At 73.7% G+C, this 22,458-nt stretch carries 18 protein-coding genes, 1 tRNA gene and 1 pseudogene; 13 read left to right on the plus strand and 7 right to left on the minus strand.

All coding sequences use genetic code 11. From position 1 onward, the window contains the following. Window positions 1–204: 204 nt before the first annotated feature. The 5 genes from IE326_RS14740 (at window position 205) to IE326_RS14760 (ending at window position 8,574) form a co-directional block, all read left to right on the plus strand. Window positions 205–2,568 carry a D-alanyl-D-alanine carboxypeptidase family protein gene (locus IE326_RS14740; protein ID WP_308440312.1) on the plus strand — a complete coding sequence of 788 codons (2,364 nt, stop codon included), beginning with the start codon at window positions 205–207 and terminating at the stop codon, window positions 2,566–2,568. A gap of 141 nt (window positions 2,569–2,709) precedes the next feature. Beyond that, window positions 2,710–4,587 (plus strand): DUF8823 domain-containing protein, encoded by a 1,878-nt coding sequence (locus IE326_RS14745; RefSeq protein WP_190041718.1) that lies wholly within the window; start codon window positions 2,710–2,712, stop codon window positions 4,585–4,587. Between the two features lie 140 nt (window positions 4,588–4,727). After that, window positions 4,728–5,507, plus strand: coding sequence for a signal peptidase I (lepB, locus tag IE326_RS14750; protein ID WP_229915333.1), 780 nt, complete (start codon window positions 4,728–4,730; stop codon window positions 5,505–5,507). A 146-nt stretch (window positions 5,508–5,653) separates the two neighbouring features. Then, on the plus strand, window positions 5,654–8,251 hold the full coding sequence (gene valS / locus IE326_RS14755; protein WP_190041720.1) for a valine--tRNA ligase: 2,598 nt from the start codon (window positions 5,654–5,656) through the stop codon (window positions 8,249–8,251). Between the two features lie 80 nt (window positions 8,252–8,331). Further along, the gene (locus tag IE326_RS14760) at window positions 8,332–8,574 is read left to right on the plus strand and encodes a hypothetical protein (RefSeq protein ID WP_150228800.1); all 243 of its coding nucleotides are present in this window, start codon (window positions 8,332–8,334) and stop codon (window positions 8,572–8,574) included. A gap of 45 nt (window positions 8,575–8,619) precedes the next feature. Here IE326_RS14760 and IE326_RS14765 read toward each other — a convergent pair whose 3' ends face one another. Further along, window positions 8,620–8,910: a hypothetical protein gene (locus IE326_RS14765; RefSeq protein ID WP_190041721.1), complete on the minus strand. Its 291-nt coding sequence runs from the start codon at window positions 8,908–8,910 to the stop codon at window positions 8,620–8,622. A gap of 376 nt (window positions 8,911–9,286) precedes the next feature. On the opposite strand from IE326_RS14765, the gene IE326_RS14770 reads away from it, so the two are divergent. From IE326_RS14770 to IE326_RS41450, 3 genes and pseudogenes are all read left to right on the plus strand, one after another. Next, the gene (locus IE326_RS14770) at window positions 9,287–9,643 is read left to right on the plus strand and encodes a hypothetical protein (protein ID WP_170313827.1); all 357 of its coding nucleotides are present in this window, start codon (window positions 9,287–9,289) and stop codon (window positions 9,641–9,643) included. A gap of 79 nt (window positions 9,644–9,722) precedes the next feature. Beyond that, window positions 9,723–9,827: pseudogene (locus IE326_RS41445) on the plus strand (DUF4240 domain-containing protein); the annotation flags it as partial. A gap of 149 nt (window positions 9,828–9,976) precedes the next feature. Beyond that, the gene (locus IE326_RS41450; protein ID WP_268982966.1) at window positions 9,977–10,189 is read left to right on the plus strand and encodes a DUF4240 domain-containing protein; all 213 of its coding nucleotides are present in this window, start codon (window positions 9,977–9,979) and stop codon (window positions 10,187–10,189) included. A 162-nt stretch (window positions 10,190–10,351) separates the two neighbouring features. Here the strand turns inward: IE326_RS41450 and IE326_RS14780 are convergent, their stop codons facing one another. Then, on the minus strand, window positions 10,352–10,804 hold the full coding sequence (locus tag IE326_RS14780; RefSeq protein ID WP_190041722.1) for a hypothetical protein: 453 nt from the start codon (window positions 10,802–10,804) through the stop codon (window positions 10,352–10,354). 152 nt (window positions 10,805–10,956) lie between these two features. Beyond that, a tRNA-Arg gene (locus tag IE326_RS14785) sits at window positions 10,957–11,032 on the minus strand. Window positions 11,033–11,154: 122 nt separating this feature from the next. On the opposite strand from IE326_RS14785, the gene IE326_RS14790 reads away from it, so the two are divergent. Then, window positions 11,155–12,930, plus strand: coding sequence for a class I adenylate-forming enzyme family protein (locus IE326_RS14790; protein WP_190041723.1), 1,776 nt, complete (start codon window positions 11,155–11,157; stop codon window positions 12,928–12,930). On the opposite strand, the gene IE326_RS14795 is transcribed toward IE326_RS14790, so the two are convergent. Next, window positions 12,917–14,188 carry a M6 family metalloprotease domain-containing protein gene (locus IE326_RS14795; protein WP_150228794.1) on the minus strand — a complete coding sequence of 424 codons (1,272 nt, stop codon included), beginning with the start codon at window positions 14,186–14,188 and terminating at the stop codon, window positions 12,917–12,919. The genes IE326_RS14790 and IE326_RS14795 overlap by 14 nt on opposite strands. 345 nt (window positions 14,189–14,533) lie before the next feature. Here IE326_RS14795 and IE326_RS14800 point away from each other — a divergent pair, with 345 nt between their 5' ends. Both IE326_RS14800 and IE326_RS14805 read left to right on the plus strand, forming a co-directional pair. Beyond that, complete coding sequence (locus IE326_RS14800) at window positions 14,534–15,220, plus strand: TetR/AcrR family transcriptional regulator (RefSeq protein ID WP_373310232.1); 687 nt, start codon at window positions 14,534–14,536, stop codon at window positions 15,218–15,220. Between the two features lie 81 nt (window positions 15,221–15,301). Beyond that, complete coding sequence (locus IE326_RS14805) at window positions 15,302–16,837, plus strand: MFS transporter (RefSeq protein WP_190041724.1); 1,536 nt, start codon at window positions 15,302–15,304, stop codon at window positions 16,835–16,837. Window positions 16,838–17,023: 186 nt separating this feature from the next. Here the strand turns inward: IE326_RS14805 and IE326_RS14810 are convergent, their stop codons facing one another. Continuing rightward, window positions 17,024–17,545 (minus strand): MarR family winged helix-turn-helix transcriptional regulator, encoded by a 522-nt coding sequence (locus IE326_RS14810; protein WP_150232785.1) that lies wholly within the window; start codon window positions 17,543–17,545, stop codon window positions 17,024–17,026. A gap of 123 nt (window positions 17,546–17,668) precedes the next feature. Here IE326_RS14810 and IE326_RS14815 point away from each other — a divergent pair, with 123 nt between their 5' ends. Next, complete coding sequence (locus IE326_RS14815) at window positions 17,669–18,454, plus strand: dioxygenase family protein (protein WP_190041725.1); 786 nt, start codon at window positions 17,669–17,671, stop codon at window positions 18,452–18,454. A gap of 98 nt (window positions 18,455–18,552) precedes the next feature. Here the strand turns inward: IE326_RS14815 and IE326_RS14820 are convergent, their stop codons facing one another. Next, window positions 18,553–19,575, minus strand: coding sequence for a questin oxidase family protein (locus IE326_RS14820; protein ID WP_190041726.1), 1,023 nt, complete (start codon window positions 19,573–19,575; stop codon window positions 18,553–18,555). Between the two features lie 376 nt (window positions 19,576–19,951). Between IE326_RS14820 and IE326_RS14825 the strand changes: the two genes are divergently transcribed. Next, window positions 19,952–20,956 (plus strand): sigma-70 family RNA polymerase sigma factor, encoded by a 1,005-nt coding sequence (locus IE326_RS14825; RefSeq protein ID WP_150228786.1) that lies wholly within the window; start codon window positions 19,952–19,954, stop codon window positions 20,954–20,956. 487 nt (window positions 20,957–21,443) lie between these two features. On the opposite strand, the gene IE326_RS14830 is transcribed toward IE326_RS14825, so the two are convergent. After that, window positions 21,444–22,406, minus strand: a complete 963-nt coding sequence (locus tag IE326_RS14830) for a helix-turn-helix transcriptional regulator (RefSeq protein WP_150228784.1) — start codon at window positions 22,404–22,406, stop codon at window positions 21,444–21,446. Window positions 22,407–22,458 lie beyond the last annotated feature (52 nt).

A 22,458-nucleotide genomic window follows, 5' to 3' on the forward strand; every position in this document is an offset into this window, starting at 1 on the left:
CGTCTAGCACGGGGGCCAAGGGGTTCACACAGGACACTGGTAGACGGTTCGGACGTACGCATGACGCATGGAGGAGGCACGGTGGCGGGCGAGTCCCCCGACAGGGCGGAGCAGCAGGGGTCGTCGGAGGGCAGGACGCCGGGATCGTCGTCGACGGTTGCGTCCTCGGACTCCCCGGCGCCCGCGACGGCCGGGCCGGGACGGGTGGACCAGCCGACGGCGGTCTTCAAGACCCTGGCGCCGCGCACCCCCGAGGACGACGCGGAGCCGGCGAAGGCGAAGGCGAAGCCGGTGGGATCGGAGTCGGGGTCGGGGTCGGGGTCGGATGCGGCTTCGGAGTCGGCTTCCGAGGCGGTGGAGCCGGCTGACGGTTCCGGCGCGCCGGAGGGCGACCGCCTGAAGGACGCCGTGGCGGCCTGGGTCGCGAAGGCGGCGGAGGGCGGGGACGCCGAGGGCTCCCGTGGTTCCCAGGGCTCCCAGAGCCCTGAGGGCGGTGCCGCGGGCGAGGACCGGCCCGGGGACGCCTCCGGGGCCGCTGAGGCCGAGGGAGGGGCGTCCGGGGCCGCGGGAGAGCCCGGGACGGCCGAGGGGCCCGCCGAGGCCGTGGAGGCCGCTGCGGAGCCCGAGAAGGCCCCGGCGGACGCCGAGGAGCCCGTGGAGGCCCCCGAGGCGCCGAAGGCGTCGGAGGCGCCGTCCTGGTTCGCCGCGAAGAAGCCGGCGGAGCAGGCGGCCGGGCGGACGACCGCGAAGCCGGGGGAGAGGCCGGCGGAGACGCCCGAGCCCCCGAAGTCCGACGCTCCGAAGTCCGACTCCGCGCAGTCCGACGCTCCGAAGGACGCGGCTCCGAAGGCCGACGCGTCCGGGCCCGCCGCCACCGACTCCACCACCACCGCGGAGCCGGCCGCGGCGAAGCCCGCTGCCGAGGACCCCGTCGACCAGCCCACCACCATGTTCCGCGCCGTCCGGCCGCCGGCCGCGCCCGCCGTGGACCAGCCGACGACCGCGCTCAAGCTGCCGCGCGACCTGGAGGGCCCCGGCTCCGACAGCGAGCGGACGAGCACCTTCGTACCGCTGCGCCCGGACCTCCCGACGAAGTCCGGGCCGTCCGCGAACAGCTCGGACAAGTCGGATGAGAAGGATGGACCGGCCGCGGCGTCCACGTCGGCGGCCCCGGCCTCCCCTGCCTCCCCGGCGAAAGCTTCCGCCGCCCCCGCGAAGGCCGGCGCCACGCCCCCGCCCGCTCCGGCGGAGGCCGAGCGGACCCGGCAGCAGCCGCTCCCGCCGCTGCCGCCGCTGGACCTGCTCGCCGAGCTGACGAACACCCCGCCCCCGCCGCCGAGCGCCTGGCGGACGACGATGCGCCGGATCCGGATCTGGACCCCGCTGGTCCTGATCCTCCTGATCGTCTTTGCGATCGCGCAGGTGGTCCGGCCGCTGCCCGCGCCCGTCCTGAAGCTCTCCGCCGAGCCCACGTTCACCTTCGGCGGCGGCCCGCTCCAGATGCCGTGGCCGAACGAGGGCCAGGGCGCGGTGGAGGTCGAGGGCGTCGGTTCCATGGGCACGTACGGGGCGCAGAAGCCGGCCCCGATCGCGTCCGTGACGAAGACGATGACCGCGTACGTGATCCTCCGCGACCACCCGATCAAGGGGAAGCAGCAGGGCCCCGAGATCACCATCGACAAGAAGGCCGCGGAGCAGGCGAACGCCACGCACGAGTCGACGGCGGCCGTGCGGGAGGGCCAGACCTACACGGAGAAGGAGCTCCTGGAGCTCCTGATGATCCCCTCCGCGAACAACGTGGCCCGGCTGCTCGCGCGCTGGGACGCCGGTTCGGAGCAGGCGTTCGTGGACAAGATGAACGCCGCCGCGAAGGACCTGGGCATGACCCAGTCCCGCTACACCGACCCGTCCGGCCTGCTCGACTCGACCGTGTCGACCCCGCGGGACCAGCTGAAGCTGGCGAAGGCGGTCATGCAGTACGACGTGTTCCGCGAGATCGTGAACATGCCGAACGTGACGGTCGACGGCATCCCCGGCCGCATCGAGAACAACAACAACATCCTGCTCAAGGATGGTGTGAGCGGCATCAAGACCGGCTCGTCCACGCCCGCCGGCGGCAACCTGCTCTGGTCGGCGAACACCCTGGTCGACGGCCAGCCCCGCCGCATCCTCGGCATCGTGATGGGCGCGAAGAACGCCAAGATCCTCAACGACAAGCTCCAGCTGTCGATCGACTACAGCTACGAGCTGATCAAGAAGGCCCAGGAGGACGTCACCTCCGCGGCCGTCGTCAAGAAGGGCCAGGTCGTCGGCTACGTCGACGACGGGCTCGGCGGCCGGACCCCGGTCGTGGCGACGAAGGAGATCAAGGCGGTCGGCTGGCCGGGCCTGAAGGTCGAGCTGGCGCTGACCGACGGCGGCAGGGCCGTCCCGCACTCCGGCAGGGCCGGGGACGTCGTCGGCACGATCGCGGTCGGCGAGGGCGCGGGGAAGGTCAGCTCCCCCGTGGCCCTCCAGGAGGACCTGGTCGAGCCCGGCTTCGACAAGAAGCTCACCCGGGTCGGCTGACCCGGCCGGCCCACCCGCGCACAGGGCGCCCCGGACGTCCGGGGCGCCCTGCTGTTAGCGTCTTCGGGGGACGAGACGCGACACGCGGGACGCGCGGGACGCGAGACGGGTAGCAGGGAAGCAGCACGGGAAAGGGCCGCAGTGACCACCGCCGAGCCGACACGCGCGGGCCGCAGCACGGCCGCCGCACCCCTTCCCGACCCGTCCGGCACCCCCACGCCCCCCACCTCCGGTTCACCCTCGCGAATAGTGCTTCCGAACCAGCGCACCGCCCCCGGGCGGACCCCGCCGCCGCCCACGCCGTTCCGGCGCAAGCGTCGCTACCCCGTGATGGTGGCGACGGGCGTCGCCGCGCTCCTCCACCTCCTGTGGTTCTTCTGGTTCGCGAACAGCGGCGGCGACCTCGCCGCGCAGGACGCCTGGGCCGAGTTCGTCGGACGGCACCCGGACTCCGCGTACAACCTGGCCTGGTACGGGGGCATGCACCCGGTCTCGTACAGCGTGGTCTCGCCGTACGTGATGTCCGTGCTCGGCGTCCGCTCGACGATGATGATCGCGGGGACGCTGTCCGCCGCCCTGACCGCGCTGTTCCTGGTGCGGGTGCCGGCGGTGCGGAACCCGCTGGCGTGCTCCCTCGCCGGGGTCTTCGCCTTCCTCTGCAACGCGCTGTCCGGCCGGGTGACCTTCGGCCTCGGCATGATGTTCGCGCTCGGCGCGGTCGCCGCCGTCTTCTGCTGGCCGCACCGCTGGCGCCGCAAGCGCTGGGCGAAGGCGGTCTTCGCGGTCCCGCTGTCCGGGCTCGCCACGGCGTGCAGCCCCGTCGCGGGCCTCTTCCTCGGCGTGGTGGCGGCCGCCCTCTTCCTCAACAAGCGGCGCCCGGGGGCGTACGCGATCGGCCTCGCCCCGGTGGCGGTCGTCGCGCTCTCCTCCTGGCTCTTCCCCTTCTCCGGCACCCAGCCGATGGCCTTCGCCTCGACCGCGCTGCCGCTGGTCTTCGGGATCCTCGTCCTCTTCCTCGTGCCGAAGGACTGGCGGACGGTCCGCACGGCCGCCGCCTGCTACACCGTCGGCACCTTCCTGACCTGGCTGATCGACTCGCAGATCGGCTCGAACATCTCCCGGCTGCCGATGCTCTTCGCGGGCGTGGTGCTGCTGGCGGCCCTGCCGTACGCCCGGCCGCGTTCGCGGCGCTGGTACGCGCTCGTCCTCGCCGTCCTCGGCCTGAACTTCTGGATCGGCTTCAAGGGCGTCGACGACGTCATCCGCACCCGCCCCGACGCCTCCTGGGCCTTCGAGGTGGCGCCGCTGATCAACCAGCTCCAGGTGCGGGAGGCGCGGAAGGCGCGCGTCGAGGTCGTCCCCGCCTCCAGCCACCGGGAGTCCTCGGCGCTCAGCCCGTACATCAACCTGGCGCGCGGCTGGAACCGGCAGGCGGACATGGAGCGCAACCCGCTCTTCTACGACGACACCCTCAACGCCGTGAACTACCGCGAGTGGCTCCACCGCTGGGCCGTCCGGTACGTCGTCCTCCCCACCGGCGCCCCCGACTCCGGCGCCGCCCGCGAGGCGGAGCTCGTCGACAAGGGCCTGCCGTACCTGAACCAGATCTGGTCCGACGCGAACTGGCGGCTGTACGAGGTCGCCGGCGCCACCCCCCTCGCCGACGCCCCCGCGCAGGTCGAGCGCGCCGCCGAGAACGAGGTCGTCCTCCACCTCGACCGCCCGGCCCGGGTCAGGATCCGCGTCCCCTACTCGCCGTGGCTGGCGCTGATGGACGAGAACGGCGGCAAGCTGGAGCCCCCGCAGGAGACGGAGGAGTCCAAGCTGGCCCGCGAGGAGTCCGAGACCGAGCTCCCGAAGGTCTTCGCCAACGAGGACGGCTGCCTGGTGAAGGCCGAGCCGGACGAGCAGGGCGACGAGTGGACGGAACTGGTCGCGCCCAAGGCCGGCACGTACCGCCTGGCCGCCCCCTACAAGCTCTTCCCGCGCGGCACGGCCTGCCCGGAGGAACTGCGCTGAGGCCCCGGCGGGCAGCTCGTCGGGCCGCCCGCCGGGTCACTCATAAGGAGGGTGAACCCGGCAGGGGACTGCGCGGGCCCCGCCGGGAGCCCTAGGGTCGTCCCATGCGGCAGGAACCAACTGGATCGGGGACGGCGGACGTGACGGACGCACGAGACGTGGCGACGGAGACGAAGCCCGGCACCGGAACCGACACCGACACCCATGCCGGTGGGGAGGCCGGTGCGCGGGAGGCGGCGGGGCCGCCCGGCCGCCGTCGCCGCCGCAGGCTCTCCCCGTGGGTGGAGTACCCGCTCCTCGCCGTGGTCGCCCTGGTGCTGGCCTTCCTGATCAAGACCTTCCTGGTGCAGGCGTTCCTGATCCCCTCGGGCTCCATGCAGAACACCCTCCAGAAGGACGACCGCGTCCTCGTCGACAAGCTCACCCCGTGGTTCGGCTCGGAGCCCGACCGCGGCGAGGTCGTCGTCTTCAAGGACCCCGCCGACTGGCTCGCCGGGCACCCGGTGACCCCGCCGACCACCGTCCAGAAGGCCCTCGGCTTCGTCGGCCTGATGCCCGCCGCCGGCGAGCAGCACCTCATCAAGCGGGTCATCGGCGTGGCCGGCGACACCGTCGAGTGCGAGGGCACCGGCCCCCTCAAGCTCAACGGCCGCCCGCTCGACGAGCCGTACGTGTACGCCGGGAACACCCCGTGCAGCGACGACGAGGGCGGCCGCTTCAAGGTCACCGTCCCCGCCGGCCACCTGTGGGTCATGGGCGACCACCGCCAGGCGTCCCAGGACTCCCGCTACCACCAGGACGACGGCCGCGGCGGCATGGTCCCCCTCACCGACGTCGTGGGCCGGGCCGTCGTCGTCGCCTGGCCCCTCCCGAACTGGTCCACCCTCCCCGTCCCGGACACCTTCGACGCCCAGGACTGAACCAGCGCTCCCGGCAGCCGGGGCCCCGCCTCCAGGGCGGGGCCCTTTCGCGTGCCCGGGGAGGGGGAGAGGAGGAAGGGAGGGAGAGGAGGGGTGCGGGCCGGAAATTCCCGGAGCGCCACCAACTCCCGCACTACGATCCGTGGATGACGCACACGCAGCGACGACCCGAGGTCCCGGAGAAGCCCTCCGTGGACGGCCTGGAGGAGAAGTGGGCGCGGCTGTGGGACGAGTCGCGGGTGTACGCCTTCGACGCCGCCCAGCCGCGTGAGCGCGTCTTCTCCATCGACACGCCCCCGCCCACCGTCAGCGGGTCCCTGCACGTGGGCCACGTCTTCTCCTACACCCACACCGACGCCGTCGCCCGCCACCAGCGGATGCGCGGCAAGACGGTGTTCTACCCCATGGGCTGGGACGACAACGGCCTGCCCACCGAGCGCCGGGTGCAGAACCACTTCGGCGTGCGGTGCGACCCCTCGCTGCCGTACGACCCCGACCTCACCCCGCCCGGGAACCCCGGCAAGGAACAGGTCCCGGTCTCCCGGCGGAACTTCATCGAGCTGTGCGAGCGGCTCACCGAGGAGGACGAGAAGGCGTTCGAGGAGCTGTGGCGGCTCCTCGGCCTGTCCGTCGACTGGTCGAGGACGTACCGGACCATCGGCGGCCCGGCGCGCGCCGCGTCGCAGCGCGCCTTCCTGCGCAACCTGGCCCGCGGCGAGGCGTACCCGTCGGCCGCGCCGACGCTGTGGGACGTCACCTTCCGCACGGCGGTCGCCCAGGCCGAGCTGGAGGACCGGGAGCGGCCCGGCGCCCTCCACGACCTCGCCTTCCACCGGCCCGGCGGCGAACCGGTCCTGATCACCACCAGCCGCCCCGAACTGCTGCCCGCCTGCGTGGCCCTCGTCGCGCACCCCGACGACGAGCGGTACCGCCCGCTGATCGGCGGCACCGTCCGCACCCCGGTCTTCGGCGTGGAGGTCCCCGTCGTCGCCCACCGGACGGCGGACCCCGCGAAGGGCACCGGCATCGCCATGGTGTGCACCTTCGGCGACACCACCGACGTGGTCTGGTGGCGCGAACTCCGCCTGGAGACCCGCCCGGTGATCGGCTGGGACGGCCGCTTCACCGCCGACCCGCCGCCCGGCGTCGACTCCGCCGCCGCCCGCGAGGCGTACGCCCGGCTGGCCGGCGCCACCGCGCACACCGCCCGCGCGCGGATGGTGGACATGCTCCGGGAGAGCGGCGACCTGCGCGGCGAACCCCGGCCGATCACGCACGCGGTGAAGTTCTACGAGAAGGGCGACAAGCCCCTGGAGATCGTCACCACCCGCCAGTGGTACCTCCGCAACGGCGGCCGCGACGAGGACCTGCGCGAGGCCCTCCTCGCCCGGGGCCGGGAACTCCACTGGCACCCCGAGCACATGCGGGTGCGCTACGAGAACTGGGTCGCCGGCCTGAACGGCGACTGGCTCGTCAGCCGCCAGCGCTTCTTCGGCGTGCCCGTCCCCGTCTGGTACGCCCTGGACGCCGACGGCACCCCGCGGTACGACCACCCCCTCGTGCCCGACGAGTCCGCGCTGCCCGTCGACCCGAGCACCGACGCGCCCGCCGGCTACCGCGAGGACCAGCGGGGCGCGCCCGGCGGCTTCATCGGCGACCCGGACGTGATGGACACCTGGGCCACCTCCTCCCTCACCCCGCAGATCGCCGGCGGCTGGGAGCGGGACGACGACCTCTTCGCCCGGGTCTTCCCGATGGACCTGCGCCCGCAGGCCCACGAGATCATCCGCACCTGGCTGTTCTCCACGATCGTCCGCGCGCACACCGAGTCCGGCACGCTCCCCTGGAAGCACACCGCCATCTCCGGCTGGATCCTCGACCCGGACCGCAAGAAGATGTCCAAGTCCCGGGGCAACGTGGTCACCCCGCTCGCCCTGCTCCAGCAGTACGGCTCCGACGCCGTCCGCTACTGGGCGGCGAGCGGCCGCCCCGGCACGGACACCGCCTACGACACCGGCCAGATGAAGGTCGGCCGCCGCCTGGCCGTCAAACTCCTCAACGCCAGCCGCTTCGTCCTGGGCCTGACGGACCCGGCTCCGGAGTCCGGCCCCCGCCCCCTCGACGCCACCCCGGACTCCCCGGTGACCGACCCCCTGGACAAGGCCCTGCTGGCCACCCTCTCCGAGGTCGTCCGCACCGCCACGGAGGCGTTCGAGGAGTACGACCACACCCGCGCCCTGGAATGCGCCGAGCAGTTCTTCTGGGCCTTCTGCGACGACTACGTGGAGCTGGTCAAGGCCCGCGCCTACGGCGAGTTCGGCCCCGAGGCCGCCGCGTCCGCCCGCGCCGCCCTCACCACGGCCCTGTCGACGCTGCTGCGCCTCTTCGCCCCCTTCCTGCCCTTCGTCACCGAAGAGGTCTGGTCCTGGTGGCAGCCCGGCTCCGTCCACCGCGCCCCCTGGCCGGACCCCGCCGAAACCCTCCGCCCGGCGGCGGACGCCGACCCCGAGGTCCTGGCCACGGCCCGGAGGACCATCGCGGAGGTCCGCCGCGCCAAGTCCGGGGCGAAGGTCTCCATGCGCACCGAGGTCACCCTCCTCAAGGTCTTCGCCTCCCCCGCCGAACTGCACCACCTGACCCTCACCGCCCGGGACATCAAGGCAGCCGGCCACATCACCACCCTGGAGACCACCCCCACCCCCCACACCCCCCTCCGCACGGAAACCGTCCTCAAGACCCCCTGACCCACGAGCACGTCGGCCCCGCCCCTCCAGGGGCGGGGCCGACGCGTCCCCTCCCCCCGCCCCCACCGCATACTCGTCCCGTGCGCATAGACGGCCCCGCCCACCTGCCCCTCCGCTGCGCGGTCTGGGCCGGAGCGATCCTCACCGCCCCTCTCCTCCTCCTGGCCGGCGGCCCGGCCTACGACCGCCTCTTCCGCCACCTGCACCGTGACGGCGCACCCGGCCCCCTCTCCAAGGAGGACGGCCGGGTCCACCCCGCCTACTGGATCCTGACCAACCCCCTGATCCTGGCCCTGACCCGCCCCACCCGCCCCCGCCGCTGAAGGCCACGGGCACCCGGGGAACGTGACAGGCCCCCCGCACGGGACCTATTCGTCGACGGGCGCGTTGTCGACCGAGAACACCACGCCGGACCCGGCGCACGGATGGTCGACGGTCCGCCCCGAGGTCCCCCCGCCCAGACCCACCTCGTCGCCCTCGCGCGCGAAGACCTCTCCGCGATCGTCACGGACGACGGCCCTGCCGTCCTCGACCCGGGCCGTCCAGCCGTGGCCCCGGTCGAGGGCGACGATCTTCCCGCCGGTGCCCGACCGCACGGCCACGCAGTTCTCCTCCGTGACGACCAGCGTCCCGGTGAGGAGCCTGAGAAGACCGGCCACAGGGGCGTCCTTCCCCCGCAGGACCATGAGGGGCGGCGCCTCCCGAGCAGGACCCGCACCCCCCTCGGCCGAAGCCGCCTCCGAAGCCGCCTCCGACGCCGGGCCCCCGTGCACCCCGCCGCCGGCCGCGCCGCACCCGGCGCCCCCGGCCAGCAGCACCACCCCTCCCACCGCCACCCCGCCACGGCGCACGATCTCCCGCCCCCACCTGCCGAACCGGTCCGTCATGACGCCCCCGCTCCCCGGCCAGACGCACGCCCGACGCGCGCTCCGACTGGGACGGACGCGCCCCCACCCGGGTTCCCCCCCGGGAGCCAGGCGCCCCCAGGGTTGCGCTCCCCGGCGACGGCAGCGCAGGATCCCGGTGGAGGTGGCCATGGAACGGCACGTGCTGGAGAAGCTGTTCGAGGACGACGCCGAGGAGGCGTCGGCAGCCGCCCTGGCCGTCCTCCGCGGCGGTGGCACCTACAACACATCGGAAAGGACGCGCCCCGCGGGGCAGCACGTCGGCGTCTTCTCCTACCGCCTCCAGCGCGCCCGGCTCCGCGGAACCGAACCCTTCGGCCTGGCCCGAGCCGTACAGCTCCTCCGCGAACACGGCCGCCCCGTGCGCGGAGGAATGATCGACTCCGCCGACGGGACGCACACCTTCGTCTTCTACCTCACCGAGGACGACAGCGCCCTGGTCGCCTGCTTCCACCTCCCCCACGGCCCCGGCCAGCCCCCGCCGTAGCCCTCCGGCCGGAGGGCCCCACCGCCGTCGGCGCCGGACGAGGACTGTCGGACCAGCCTGTCATCCTGCGCCCGTGAGAATGACATGGGCCGACTTCTGGGCACTGATAGACACCCTGAACGGCGAAGCCACCGAAGAGAGCTGCCACCGCCTCGCCGAGGAGCTGAGCCGCCGCCCCGTCTCCGACATCATCGGCTTCGCGGAACGCCATGCCGAGGCGCTCCACCGTCTGGACCAGGAGAAGTTCGGCATCCTGCCGGTGATCGACATGACGCCCCGGGCGGCAGACCCTTCCCGCAGTCGGCCGACGGCTTCCTGTACTCCCGGTGCGCGGTGGTCGCCGCAGGCCGAGCCGTCTGGGAGAGCGTCTTCTCCGACCCCGACGAGTTCGCTCCGTTCACCTCCACCGAGCGCGACGGCGAATGGCTCCTGTACGTCCCGGACGAGGCGTACGAACGGGCCACTGGCAAAGAGTGGGACCACACGACCCGCTACTGCTACGAGAGCTGCTCCAACGAAGACGGTTGGCCGGACCTGCGCAGCTGAAGGGCCCCACAGAGATCGACGGGAGCCCTTCCGCCGCTGACGTCAGGCGCCGTGGTCCCGCCGGCTAGGAACGGGCATGAAGCTCTGGGCCTGGTACCCCTGACTGTGGCTGCGTGTGCCGATGCCTGTCTGGCCCGACCCCGTGTTCCGCGCGGGGCCGAGTCAGTGGAACCAGACGACGAGACGGACGTTCTCCGCCTCGTGGACTTCGCTGAGGATGCGCATGACGCTCCAGACGCGGCCCCAGTCGGTGTCGGCCCCTGCGGCCGAAGCACGGCTTCGTGTGCCGGAGGCGTTCGTCTCCTGCCAGTCTGCGGCGGCCAGCTCGGCCCAGGTCACCCATGTCGTCCCGTACACGGAGTCGGGGCCGCCGTAGCCGGCGAACTCACGGCGCAGCCCTTCCGAGGCGTCGTCCGGGAAGCCACGGCCCTCGGCAAGCGGGCGGAAGCCGAAGGAGTTGCGGATTCCGAAGAGGCACGCGAGGCCGTCGTAGGCGTTGCCCCTGTTCAGCAGGAAGAGGTCGATGCCCGGTTCCCAGACCGTGTCCTCATCGTCCAGGCCCCACAGGCGGGCCCCTGGTCGGCACTCGATCATTCCGCTGACATCCGTCGACATGGCGCGATCCTGCCCGCCGGGCCTGGGGGCGCGCATCCGCATTTCGCTCCGCGCGCTCGCGGCGGTCCTCGACCGACCGCCGCCGTCGATGTCAGAAGCTGACGCCAAAGGCCCCTCACCTACGGATATCCGTAGGTGAGGGGCCTTTGGACTGGTGCCCCCGGCAGGATTCGAACCTGCGACACCCGCTTTAGGAGAGCGGTGCTCTATCCCCTGAGCTACGGAGGCGGGGTTTGCTCGGCCCGGGTGGGCGTCGAGCTCGGTGGTCGGGTTTGTGCTGAGTGACCGCTGACAGCCTAGCGGATGGGGGTGGGTTGATGGGTGGGGGTGGGCGCGCATAGCGTCGCGGGGTGGTGGCGGGTGGGCGGGAGGAGAGGGTCGTGGGTGGTGGTGGGCGGTTGTGCGGGGACGGGGCGCCGTTCGAGGTGCGGGGTGGGGTTTATGTGCGGGGGCCCCGGACGCTGAGGGAGTTCGTCGAGGCCGTGTGGGCTTACGGGGACCGGGTGTTTCTGGTGTCCGAGGGCGGGGCGGTCACCTATCGGGGGTTCTTCGACGAGGCCTGTGGGCTGGCGCGGCGGCTGGTGGGGGAGTACGGGCTGCGGCGGGGGGACCGGGTCGTGGTGGCGATGCGGAACGTTCCCGAGTGGCAGGTGGCCTTCTGGGCGGTGCAGCTCGCGGGGCTCGTCGCGGTGCCGCTGAACGCCTGGTGGGGCGAGGAGGAGTGTGCGTACGCCCTGGGTGACTGCGAGCCGGGGCTGCTGCTGGTCGACGGGGAGCGGGTGCCCCGGGTGCGGGCCTGGGCGCGGCGGGCCGGGGTGCCGGGGGTCGTCTTCCACGGGGCCGCGGAGGAGGGGTTCGCGGCGTACGAGGCCGACGCCGATCCGTTTCTCGGGCCGCCCGACGTCGAGGTGCTGCCCGAGGACGACGCCACGATCTTCTACACCTCGGGGACCACGGGGCGGCCCAAGGGGGCCGTCGCCACGCAGCTCGCGCAGGCGGGGGCGGCCGTCCATCCCCGGTACTTCGCCGCGGCGGCGGCCCTCGCGCGCGGTGAGCGGCCGGGCGGCGGGGCGGCGATCGTGTCGCTGACGACCTTCCCGTTCTTCCACGTCGCCGCCTTCACCTCGCTCTACGCGGTGATGGCGGCCGGCGGCACGCTCGTCATGATGCGGAAGTGGGATCCGGCGCGCGCCCTGGAGCTGATCCGGACCCATCGCGTGACCCACTACGCGGGGGTGCCGACGACCGCGCTCCAGCTGCTGGAGCTCGCCCGGGAGACCGGTGATCCGCTGGAGTCCCTGGTGCTGCTGAGCACGGGCGGGGCCGCCGCGCCGCCGGGGATCACCGGGGGGCTCGCGGCGGGGTACGGGGAGCGGATCGAGCCGCGCAACGGCTACGGGCTGACCGAGACCTGCGGGGGCGTCTTCGCGAACGTCGGGGCCGAGTACCGGGCCCACCCGGGCAGCGTCGGCCGGCCCTCGCCCGCCACCGAGGTGCGGATCGACGCGCCGGGGGCCGACGGGGTCGGCGAGCTGTGGCTGCGCGGCCAGTCGCTGTTCCGGGGCTACTGGCGGGACGAGGCCGCCACCCGCGCCGCCTTCGCGCCCGGCGGCTGGTTCCGGACCGGGGACCTCGCGCGGATGGACGCCGAGGGGCGGGTCGCGGTCGTCGACCGGCTCACCGACATGGTGGTCCGGGGCGGCGAGAACGTGTACTGCGTCGAGGTGGAGGGGGTCCTCCAGGCGCATCCGGACGTGCGGGAGGCGGCGGTGACCGGTGTGCCCCACGCCCTCCTGGGCGAGGAGGTCGGGGCGGTCGTACGGCTCCGGCCGGGCGCGGCGGCCGGGCCGGAGGAACTGCGGGCGCACGTCGCCGCGCGCCTCGCCGCCTTCAAGGTGCCCGCGCACATCCTCGTACGGGACGGGGAGCTGCCCCGGAACGCGGGCGGGAAGGTGCTGAAGGGGGAGCTGCGGGGCCTCTTGGCGGCGGAGGCCGGGGGCGGTGTCGGGGCCGGGGTCGGGGTCGGGACCGGGGGCGGAACCGGGGACGGGGACGCCGCCTCTGCTCGCGGCGCCTCCGGTCCCGCCGCCTCCGCCGGTTCCGGCGCCCCCGTCAGTTCCGGCTGATCCTGATGCGGAAGTTGCCCGCCGGGTCCTCGTCGAGGACGCCTATCCGGATGCCGTTGGTGCGGTCGGTGAAGGTCTCGCCGGGGCGGAAGGGGGCGTCGGAGAGTTCCGCGTGGACGTTGGGGCGGCGGGTGCAGCCGCCGCTGGCGCGGTCGCTGTCGGCGACGGTGACGGGGCCGTGGCCGGTGTCGACGTCGGTCTCGACGCGGTAGACGAGGACGCCCGGTTCGCAGACGGCCTCGTCGTTGCCCTCGCGGGTGCGGACCTCGACGGCGTAGCCGGTGGTGTCGGTGAGCGGGACGAAGACGAGCTTGGGGCCGCCGGCGACGGCCAGCGGGGTGAGCAGGTGCTCGCTGGTGCCGGTGACGGAGGCGCAGCGGATCTGGTCGTTGTCGAGCCAGCCGAGCTTCCACTTGTGCCAGCCGAGGAGGTCGTTGTTGGCCCCCCAGTCCTCGGACATGATGTCCCAGTGGCCGACCGTGCCGCCGCCCTCGGCGGTGTAGAGGTCGGGCAGCCCGAAGACGTGGCCGTTCTCGTGGGGGAGGACGCGGTAGCCGGTCCGGTCGAAGCTGCCGGAGCCGTCGTCCTGGCGGCTGTAGACGAAGGACGTGTTGGCGAGCGGGACGCCGTCGGCGTAGGGCGCGTCGTCGTTGCCGGAGAAGGTCACGGACAGGACCGTGTCCAGGGCGGAGGGGCCGGCGTTCGGCGTGACCAGGACGTTGACCAGGTCGTAGGCGCTGAAGTCGACCTTGGGGTCGGCCGCCTTCACGATGTCCTCGACGAAGGAGCGGTACCCCGGTTCGTAGGGGGCGCCGCGTTCGATCCCGTACGAGGAGAACGGCCGCGGCATCCGCAGCCAGTCGGGTATCGGGGCCTCGGCGCCGTACTGGAGCCGGCCGTACGAGCTGACGCGGAACCAGTCGGAGGTCTGCGGGAAGAACTCGCGGAAGCGGCTCATGGCGGTGCCCTCGCCCTGGGCGTCGGGGAAGTCGACCATGAGGGTCAGGGCGCGGATCCGGCCGGTGGAGCGGGCGTACCCGGGGGCGGTCGGCAGCCCTTCCGACATCTGCACGCCCATGGCGGTGGCGATGCGGCACGGTCCGAGCCGGGTGGTGTCCGGCGCGGCGGCCACGGGGCCTGCCGAGGCCGGGGCGGGCCCGGGGAGCGTGGTGCTCGCCGAGACGAGCACGGTGAGCAGGAGGGCCGAGGTCGCCGCGAGGGCGACCGGTCTGCGTATCCGCCGGCGGGTGTGCTGCATGCGGTCGCCTCTCCGGTCGGGGCCAGGTCAGCGGCGGGGTGCCGTGCGATCAGCCTGGGCGGAGCGGTCCGGGGGCGCGCGCCGGGTGGACCGATCGTGGGTATGCGCGCCCCGCGGTCGCCGTGTGACGCGGGTCGAATGCCTTGTGACTCAGGTCACATTTGCCCGGGAAATAAGCGGGGATTCCTTCCCCGTTTAGGAGAGAGTCCGAACGAAGTGGGGAGTCTTTCCCCGGATGGCCCCGGATGGCTCCGGAAGGCCGAGAACCGGCCGGTCGGGCCGGGCGGGGAGTGAGGAAGCGTGAGCGACGTGAGCGGTGCGGACGGTGTGCGCGGCACGCGCGGCGTGAGCGGTGCGGACGGTGCGCGCGGCGCGGACGGCGGAGCCGTGGCCGTGCGGCGCGTCCCCCGGCCGCGCGCCGACGCCCTGCGCAACCGCGAGCGGCTGGTGACGGCGGCCCGCGAGATGTTCGTGGAGTTCGGCCCCCTCGTCCCCTACGACGAGATCGCCCGCCGGGCCGGAGTCGGCAACGCCACGCTCTACCGGAACTTCCCCGAGCGGGCCGACCTCGTCCACGAGGTCGTCCTCTCCCTGACCGCCCGGGTCGCCGGGCTCGCCGAGCGGGGCGCCGAGTCGGTCCGCGCCGGCGGGGCGGACGCCTTCGACGCGGTGCGGGACTTCGTCCACGGCGCCGCCGACGAACGGGTGGGCGCGCTCTGCCCGATGCTCGAAGCGGGCTTCGACCACGACCACCCCGACCTCGTCGCCGAGCGGGGCCGGCTGGAGGAGTCCGTCGAGGACCTTCTCGGCCTGGCGCGTGCGGCGGGCCGGCTCCGCCCGGACGTCGGCGCCGGCGACCTGCTGGTCGGCGTCTCGCAGCTCACCCGGCCGCTCCCCGGCACCGGGTGTGCCGCCTTCGCCCCCTTCGTCCACCGGCACCTCCAGCTCTTCCTCGACGGCCTGGAGGCACCCGCCCGCTCCGTGCTCCCCGGCTCGGCCGTGACCCTGGAGGACCTGAGACGCGACGCGTGACGCGCGAGGGCACCTCCCGGCCCTCCGTGAACCCCCTCTAGACCTTTTTCTTCCCCTTCGCACCAAGAGGTGGCTACCCCCATGCCCGAAACAGCCGAGACCAAGAGGTCAGCGGCCGTCCTCCAGCCCGACCCCGGTCGCTGGAAGGCCCTCGTCTTCATCGCCCTCGCCCAGCTGATGGTCGTGCTCGACGCGACCATCGTGAACATCGCCCTCCCCTCCGCCCAGCAGGACCTGGGGATCTCGGACGGCAACCGGCAGTGGGTCATCACGGCCTACGCCCTCGCCTTCGGCGGTCTGCTGCTCTTCGGCGGCCGCATAGCCGACCTCTGGGGCCGCAAGCGCGCCTTCGTCGTCGGTCTGGCCGGCTTCGCCGCCGCCTCCGCCCTCGGCGGCGCGGCGACCGGCGAGGCGATGATGCTCGGCGCCCGCGCGCTCCAGGGCGCCTTCGGCGCGCTGCTCGCGCCCGCCGCGCTCTCGCTGCTCGCGGTGACCTTCACCGACGCCAAGGAGCGCGCCAAGGCATTCGGCATCTACGGCGCGATCGCCGGCGGCGGCGGCGCCGTGGGCCTGATCCTCGGCGGCTTCCTCACCGAGTACCTGAACTGGCGCTGGACCTTCTTCGTCAACATCCCGTTCGCGGTCGTCGCCGCCGTCGGCGCGTACCTCGTGATCCGCGAGCCGGCCGGCGGCCGCAACCGCGCCGCGCTCGACGTCCCCGGCGTGGTCCTCTCCACCCTGGGCCTGGTCGCGCTCGTCTACGGCTTCACCCGCGCCGAGTCCGAGGGCTGGAGCGACGCCGGCACGATCGGCATGTTCGTGGCCTCGGTGGTCCTGCTCGGGACCTTCGTGCTCGTCGAGGCCCGGGTGAAGGCCCCGCTGCTGCCGCTGCGCGTCCTCACCGACCGCAACCGCGGCGGCGTCTACCTCTCGCTCGGCCTCGCCGTCATCGGCATGTTCGGCCTCTTCCTCTTCCTGACCTACTACCTCCAGGTCGTGAAGGGCTACTCGCCGGTCCTGACGGGCTTCGCGTTCCTGCCCATGATCGCGGGCATGATCATCGGCTCGACGCAGATCGGCACGCGCCTGATGACCCGGGTGCCGCCGCGCCTCCTCATGGGCCCCGGTTTCCTGACCGCCGCGATCGGCATGCTGATGCTGACGCAGCTGGAGGTGGGCACCTCGTACGCGGGGCTGATCCTGCCCGCGCAGCTGCTGCTCGGCCTCGGCATGGGCACCGCCTTCATGCCGGCCATGTCGCTCGCCACGCACGGCGTCGACCCGAAGGACGCCGGTGTGGCCTCCGCGATGGTCAACACCTCGCAGCAGGTCGGCGGCGCCATCGGCACGGCCCTGCTGAACACGATCGCCGCCTCGGCGACGACCGCGTACCTCACGGACCACGCCGCCGCCGCGACCACCCCGGACGCCCAGAAGCTGCTCCAGCTCCAGGGCATGGTCGAGGGCTACACCTCGGCGATCTGGTGGGCGGTCGGCATCCTGGCCGCCGCGTCGGCCATCGCCGTCACCCTGATCACCACCGGCAAGCCGGACACGGGCGCCGTCGCCGGGTCCGGCGCGGACGACGAGGTGAGGGTCCCGGTCGTCGCGCACTGACGGGGCGACCTCCCCACGGTCCGGTCCGGTCCGGTCCGATCCGGTCCGGTCCAGGCCGGGTCCGATCCGGTCCAGTCCGGTCCGGGGGCCTCCAACCCTCCGGGCCGGCCTCGGCCCCTCCGGACCCGGTCGGCCCCGTCCCTGCCCTGGCCCTCCGTCCCTGCTCCCCCTGCCCTGGTCCCGCTCTCAGCGGAGCCAGGGCAGGTCCGCGTCCGGGCCCGCGGGCTCCAGGCCCTCCGCCATCACCCGCATGATCACGCCGAGCTGGGTCACCTGTTCGGGGGAGAGCCGGTCGAACATCGCCTGCCGCACCGCCGCCACGTGGCCGGGCGCGGTCCTCCGCAGCACCTCCACGCCCTCGTCGGTGAGCTGGGCGAACTGGCCGCGCTTGTCGGAGGGGCAGTCCTCGCGGCGTACCCAGCCGTTCTTCTCCAGGCGGGCGACGGCGTGCGAGAGCCGGGAGCGGGTGATCTTGGCGCTCTTCGCCAGCTCAGTCATGCGGAGCCGGCGGCGCGGTGCCTGGGAGAGCTGGACCAGCAGCCCGTAGTAGACGTGCGGCATGCCCGCGTCGCGCTGCAACTGGCGGTCGAGGTGATCCTCCAGGAGCGTGGTGGCGTGGAGGTACGCGCGCCAGACGCGCTGCTCGTCGTCGCCGAGCCAGCGCGGCTCCGGCGCCGTTCCGGGCCCCGCTCCAGGTGCGTCTTCCATCAGGTCCTTCTCTCCCATGTCACCCATCGTACGACTCATCCTTGAAAGTTGAACTATCTACGTTTAAGCTGCACGCATCAGCTTGAAGTTTCAAGAACTTCTGCCGGAGGAGGACCCGCCGTCATGGCCGCCACGCTGGAACGGATGCCCGCGCTCTACCTGTCCCACGGCGCCCCGCCGCTCGCCGACGACCCGGTCTGGCCCGGCGAGCTCGCGGCCTGGTCCGCCGGCCTGCCCCGCCCCAAGGCGATCCTCATGGTCTCCGCGCACTGGGAGGAGGCGCCGCTCGCCCTCGGCGCCACCGAGACGCTGCCCCTCGTGTACGACTTCTGGGGCTTCCCCGAGCACTACTACCAGGTCCAGTACGCCGCCCCCGGCGCGCCCGCGCTCGCCGAGTCCGTCCGCGCCCTGCTCCGCGCCCCCGGCGCCCCCGTGCAGGACATCCCCGACCGGGGCCTCGACCACGGTGCCTACGTGCCGCTCGTCGAGATGTACCCCGACGCCGACGTCCCGGTCCTCCAGATCTCCCTGCCGACCCTGGACCCGCGCCGGCTCATGGACGTCGGCCGCAAGCTCGCCCCGCTGCGCGACGAGGGCGTGCTGATCGTCGGGAGCGGCTTCTTCACCCACAACCTCGCCGCGCTGCGCCACGGCGGCGGAGTGCCGTCCTGGTCCGCCGAGTTCGACGCCTGGGGCCACGAGGCCCTCGCCGCGCGGGACGTGGACGCCCTGCTCGACTTCGAGCACAAGTCCCCGGCCGGCCGCCTCGCCCACCCCCGTACGGAACACTTCGCGCCGCTCTTCGTCACCATGGGCGCCGCCGACGCGGCGGGCGACCTCGACGCCGAGCGGTCCGTGATCGACGGCTTCTGGATGGGGCTCGCCAAGCGGTCCGTCCAGTTCGGCTGAGCCCCGGCAGGGCCCTCGGCGACCCCGACCGGACCTCGACCGGGCCCTCGACGGACCTCGACCGAACCTCACCCGCCCTCGCGGCCCTGGTCAGGTCCTTACGGGGCGGGCGGGTTCAGCTCCACCGAGCGGACGGCGGCGGCCAGCGCGAGCGGGTCGCCGACGTCCAGCGCCGTGTCCGTGAACTTGATCGTGTGGTCGTCGCCGTGCGCCGCCGCCCGCCCGAAGACCTCCTCCGGGACGAGACCGGCGGAACCGGCCGCGTACGCCTCGTACGGTGCGGCCTCCCGCGGCGCGTACGCGGCCGTCACCGCCGCCGCCGCCGCCCAGGCCGCCGACAGGCTCGGCGCCCACAGCGCGCGGGGCAGGGCGGGGAGCGCCCGCAGCACCGCGTTCGGGGCGGTCGCCGCGTGCACCAGCATGATCGGCTCGCCGTGGCCGTGGGACGCGTACCGGTGCGTCGCCGCCGCCACCAGCTCCGTCAGCCGCTCCCGCGCCGCGTCCGGATCCGGGGCGCCGCCCCACTCCGGGAACGCCGTCAGTTGCGCCAGCCGCTCCCGGATCCCGCCCTCCTGCTCCGGGACGGGCGGTACGGCGTCGAGCGCGGCGGCCGCCGTCGGCGCGGCGGCCAGCGGGGTCAGCGGCGGCAGCGCCCGGTGGCGGGCCGCCCAGTAGCCGAGCGCGTGCGCCAGCTCCGCCCGGCGCGGCGCCGTCTCCCCGCCGGGCGCGAGCAGCGTCCGTACGGCGTGCCCGGTGCGGATCACCGGGTGGGTGGCGCCGCCCGCGATGCCCGGCAGCAGGCGCGGCCACCACTCGGCCAGCACCTCCCGCCAGGGCCGGTCCGCCAGCTCGCGGGCGAGGAACCGGGTCCAGTCGGTGATCCGGGCCGGATCGCCGAGCGCCTCCCGCCAGTTCCCCGCCGTGACCGGGGCGTACGGGGCGGGCGCCTCCTCCAGCTTCGGCGCGTACCCGTCCAGCCAGCGGTGCACGTCCGGCGCGTGACCGTGCCGGACCAGCGCCTCGACGGCCATCGGCGCGTGGTTGGTGAGCCAGCCGTTCCGCTCGGGACCGGAGGAGTGGAGGCGTTCGAGGGCCTCGTCGAGGATGCCGGTGGTGTCCATGGCGGTGACCGTAGGCCCGGCGGGGACCGGTCCGTAACGGTCCGGGGACCTACACCGTGCGGCGGAGGCAACCCTCCGTCCCCGGTCCGGCGTCCGGGGGAGTGAGGGGAAAGGGACGGGGTAGATGTGAGCGTCGTCTCACCGACAGTGTGGTCGGAAGGCGCCGGAAGGCCGCTTCGGAGGCCGCCCCGAGGGGTCTGACCTGCGGATCCACGCCGGGCGCCGGCCCGCCGGGCGGGGTGGCGGCCGTGCAGGATACTGCATGATCGCGAAAATCCTGAGTCCCCTGGGAATTCTGTCCCGTTTCCGGTCGTTGTTTCCGTCGGATGCAGGGCACCCGGAAGGGTGTCGCGACCTACTCAGCAAGGGAGCACGCATGGCAACCCGTGCCGTCGCCCGTCGTCAGTCCACCGCCAAGAGCGGGGACGGCCGGGCAAGCAGCGTTCGCGCCGTGGGCGGGGAGATCGCCGACCGCGACCTGGTCGGCATGTACCTCGACGAGATCGCGCGCACGCCCCTGCTCGACGCCGCTAAGGAGGTCGAGCTCTCCCAGACCATCGAGGCGGGCGTCTACGCCCAGCAGATACTCGACGGCGAGGTGGAGGACACCGAGGCGGGCGGGGCGACCCGCGAGGAGCTCCAGGCACTGGCCGCCGAGGGCGAGCGCGCCAAGGACCTCTTCATCAAGTCCAACCTGCGGCTCGTCGTCGCCGTCGCCCGGCGCTACCCGCGCAGCGGCCTCCCCCTGCTCGACCTGATCCAGGAGGGGAACGCGGGCCTCGTGCGCGCCGTCGAGAAGTTCGACTACGCCAAGGGCTTCAAGTTCTCCACGTACGCCACGTGGTGGATCCGCCAGGCCATCACCCGGTCCATCGCCGACCAGTCCCGCACCATCCGGCTCCCCGTCCACCTCGTCGAGGAGCTCGGCCGGATCCGCCGCGTCCAGCGCGAGTTCAACCGCGAGCACGGGCGCGAGCCGGAGCCCGCCGAGGTCGCGGAGGAGCTCGGCTCCACACCGGAGCGGGTCACCGACGTCCTGGACTGGGCGCGCGACCCGGTCTCCCTCAACATGTCCGTCGACGACGAGGGCGAGACCCAGTTCGGCGACCTCCTGGAGGACACCTCCGCGATCTCGCCCGAGCAGTCCGTCCTCACGCTCCTGCGCAGCGAGGAGCTCGACGACCTCATCGACAAGCTGGACAACCGCACCGCCTCCATCATCCGTATGCGGTACGGCATCGAGGACGGCCGCGAGAGGACCCTCACGGAGGTCGGCAAGGAGCACGGCCTCACCCGCGAGCGCATCCGCCAGATCGAGAAGCACGCGCTCCTCGAACTGAAGAAGATGGCCAGGGACACGGGCTTCGACGCGGTGGCCTGAGGCGCCCGGCGACCCGGATCCCCCGGGCCGCGGGCCCTCGCGGTGCGCGCCGCCCCTGCGCCCTGGCGGTGCGGGCCGCGCCCGCGCCCGTCGCCCCTGCGGGGCTGTCGCCGTCGTCCCTGTGGGCAGGTGTCCCGCAGGGCGGGACGGGTGGGCACAGGGACGGCGCCCCTAGCCGGGCCGAGGCTTTCCGGGCCTGGACCCGCACCCGGTGCGCAGTGCACTTGGGGTGCGGGTCCAGGCACGTAAGCGGAGGTACCCGCGAAGGGTGCCGTTCCGTTGTGCCCACCCGTTCCGCCCCGGCGGAACGATTGCCCACAACGAAACGGCGGCAGCGCCGCATCCGCGCGGGACCGGGCCCAAGGGTGGGCACCGCCCCGGCGGAACGCCCGCCCGCAACGGAACGGCGGCGGCACCGCACCCGCGCGGGGCCGGGCCCAGGGGTGGGCAGGGGGCCCGCGGAACGGCGGCGCGGCCGGGCCGGGGGTCAGCGGGTGGCGGCGGTGAGGCGGGTGGCGAGGGTGTGGAGGTGGGCGCGGAGGGGGGCGGGGGCGTGGACGGTGAAGTCGACCTCCAGGAGGGCGAGGCGGAGCGCCAGCCACTCCACGGTGTCGGTGACGCGCCCCTGGATCCGGCAGCGTTCCGGCCCGTCCGCGACGGGCGCGAGGTGCGCCGGCAGCCGCGCGGCCACGAACTCGGCCGGTGCCGCGAACTCCACGTCGAGGTCCAGCTCGCCGCCCCCCTGCGCCCGCGTCATGGACCGTGCCAGGTAGGCCGCCTCGTCCCCCTCGGGCAGTTCGCGCGGCGTGAAGCGGGCGCCGGTGGCGAGCGGGTCGGTGACCCGGTCGACCCGGAAGGTCCGCCAGTCCTCGCGCCCGAGGTCGTACGCGACGAGGTACCAGCGCCGCCCGGTGGACACCAGCCGGTACGGCTCGACGAGCCGCTTCGTCTCGGCCCCGTCGCCCGCGCGGTAGCTGAACCGCAGCCGTTCGCGGCCGGTGACGGCGCCCGCGAGGGCCGTCAGGGTCGACGGCGCGACGGTGGCCCCGTCGCCCCGGGTCAGCGGCAGCGTCGCGTGCTGGAGGGTGGAGACCCGGTGCCGCAGCCGTGACGGCAGGACCTGTTCCAGCTTGGCCAGGGCGCGTACGGACGCCTCGTCGACGCCTTCGATGGCGTGCCCGGCCCCGGCGCGGAGGCCGACGGCGATGGCGACGGCCTCCTCGTCGTCGAGGAGCAGCGGGGGCATCGCGGTGCCGGCGACGAGCCGGTAGCCGCCGACCGCGCCCTTGGACGCCTCGACGGGGTACCCGAGGTCCCGCAGGCGTTCGATGTCGCGGCGGATCGTGCGCGAGGAGACCGCGAGCCGTTCGGCGAGCTCGCTTCCGGGCCACTCGCGCGGGGTCTGGAGGAGCGAGAGCAGATTGAGGAGTCGTGCCGGAGTGTCCGTCATGGCACCAGCATGAGGGGAAAAGAGGACGTGTTCTGACCTAGTTCGCTTCTAT

This window comes from Streptomyces filamentosus (assembly GCF_014654895.1).
In the GTDB taxonomy this organism is placed as follows: domain Bacteria; phylum Actinomycetota; class Actinomycetes; order Streptomycetales; family Streptomycetaceae; genus Streptomyces; species Streptomyces filamentosus.

Bases quoted from the DNA above. Each gene is read 5' to 3' on its own strand.
- valS (WP_190041720.1), top strand. From the start codon at position 5,654: ATGACGCACACGCAGCGACGACCCGAGGTCCCGGAGAAGCCCTCCGTG.
- IE326_RS14770 (WP_170313827.1), top strand. From the start codon at position 9,287: ATGGAACGGCACGTGCTGGAGAAGCTGTTCGAGGACGACGCCGAGGAG.
- IE326_RS14780 (WP_190041722.1), bottom strand. From the start codon at position 10,804: ATGTCGACGGATGTCAGCGGAATGATCGAGTGCCGACCAGGGGCCCGC.
- IE326_RS14795 (WP_150228794.1), bottom strand. From the start codon at position 14,188: ATGCAGCACACCCGCCGGCGGATACGCAGACCGGTCGCCCTCGCGGCG.
- IE326_RS14805 (WP_190041724.1), top strand. From the start codon at position 15,302: ATGCCCGAAACAGCCGAGACCAAGAGGTCAGCGGCCGTCCTCCAGCCC.
- IE326_RS14810 (WP_150232785.1), bottom strand. From the start codon at position 17,545: ATGGAAGACGCACCTGGAGCGGGGCCCGGAACGGCGCCGGAGCCGCGC.
- IE326_RS14815 (WP_190041725.1), top strand. From the start codon at position 17,669: ATGGCCGCCACGCTGGAACGGATGCCCGCGCTCTACCTGTCCCACGGC.
- IE326_RS14820 (WP_190041726.1), bottom strand. From the start codon at position 19,575: ATGGACACCACCGGCATCCTCGACGAGGCCCTCGAACGCCTCCACTCC.
- IE326_RS14825 (WP_150228786.1), top strand. From the start codon at position 19,952: ATGGCAACCCGTGCCGTCGCCCGTCGTCAGTCCACCGCCAAGAGCGGG.
- IE326_RS14830 (WP_150228784.1), bottom strand. From the start codon at position 22,406: ATGACGGACACTCCGGCACGACTCCTCAATCTGCTCTCGCTCCTCCAG.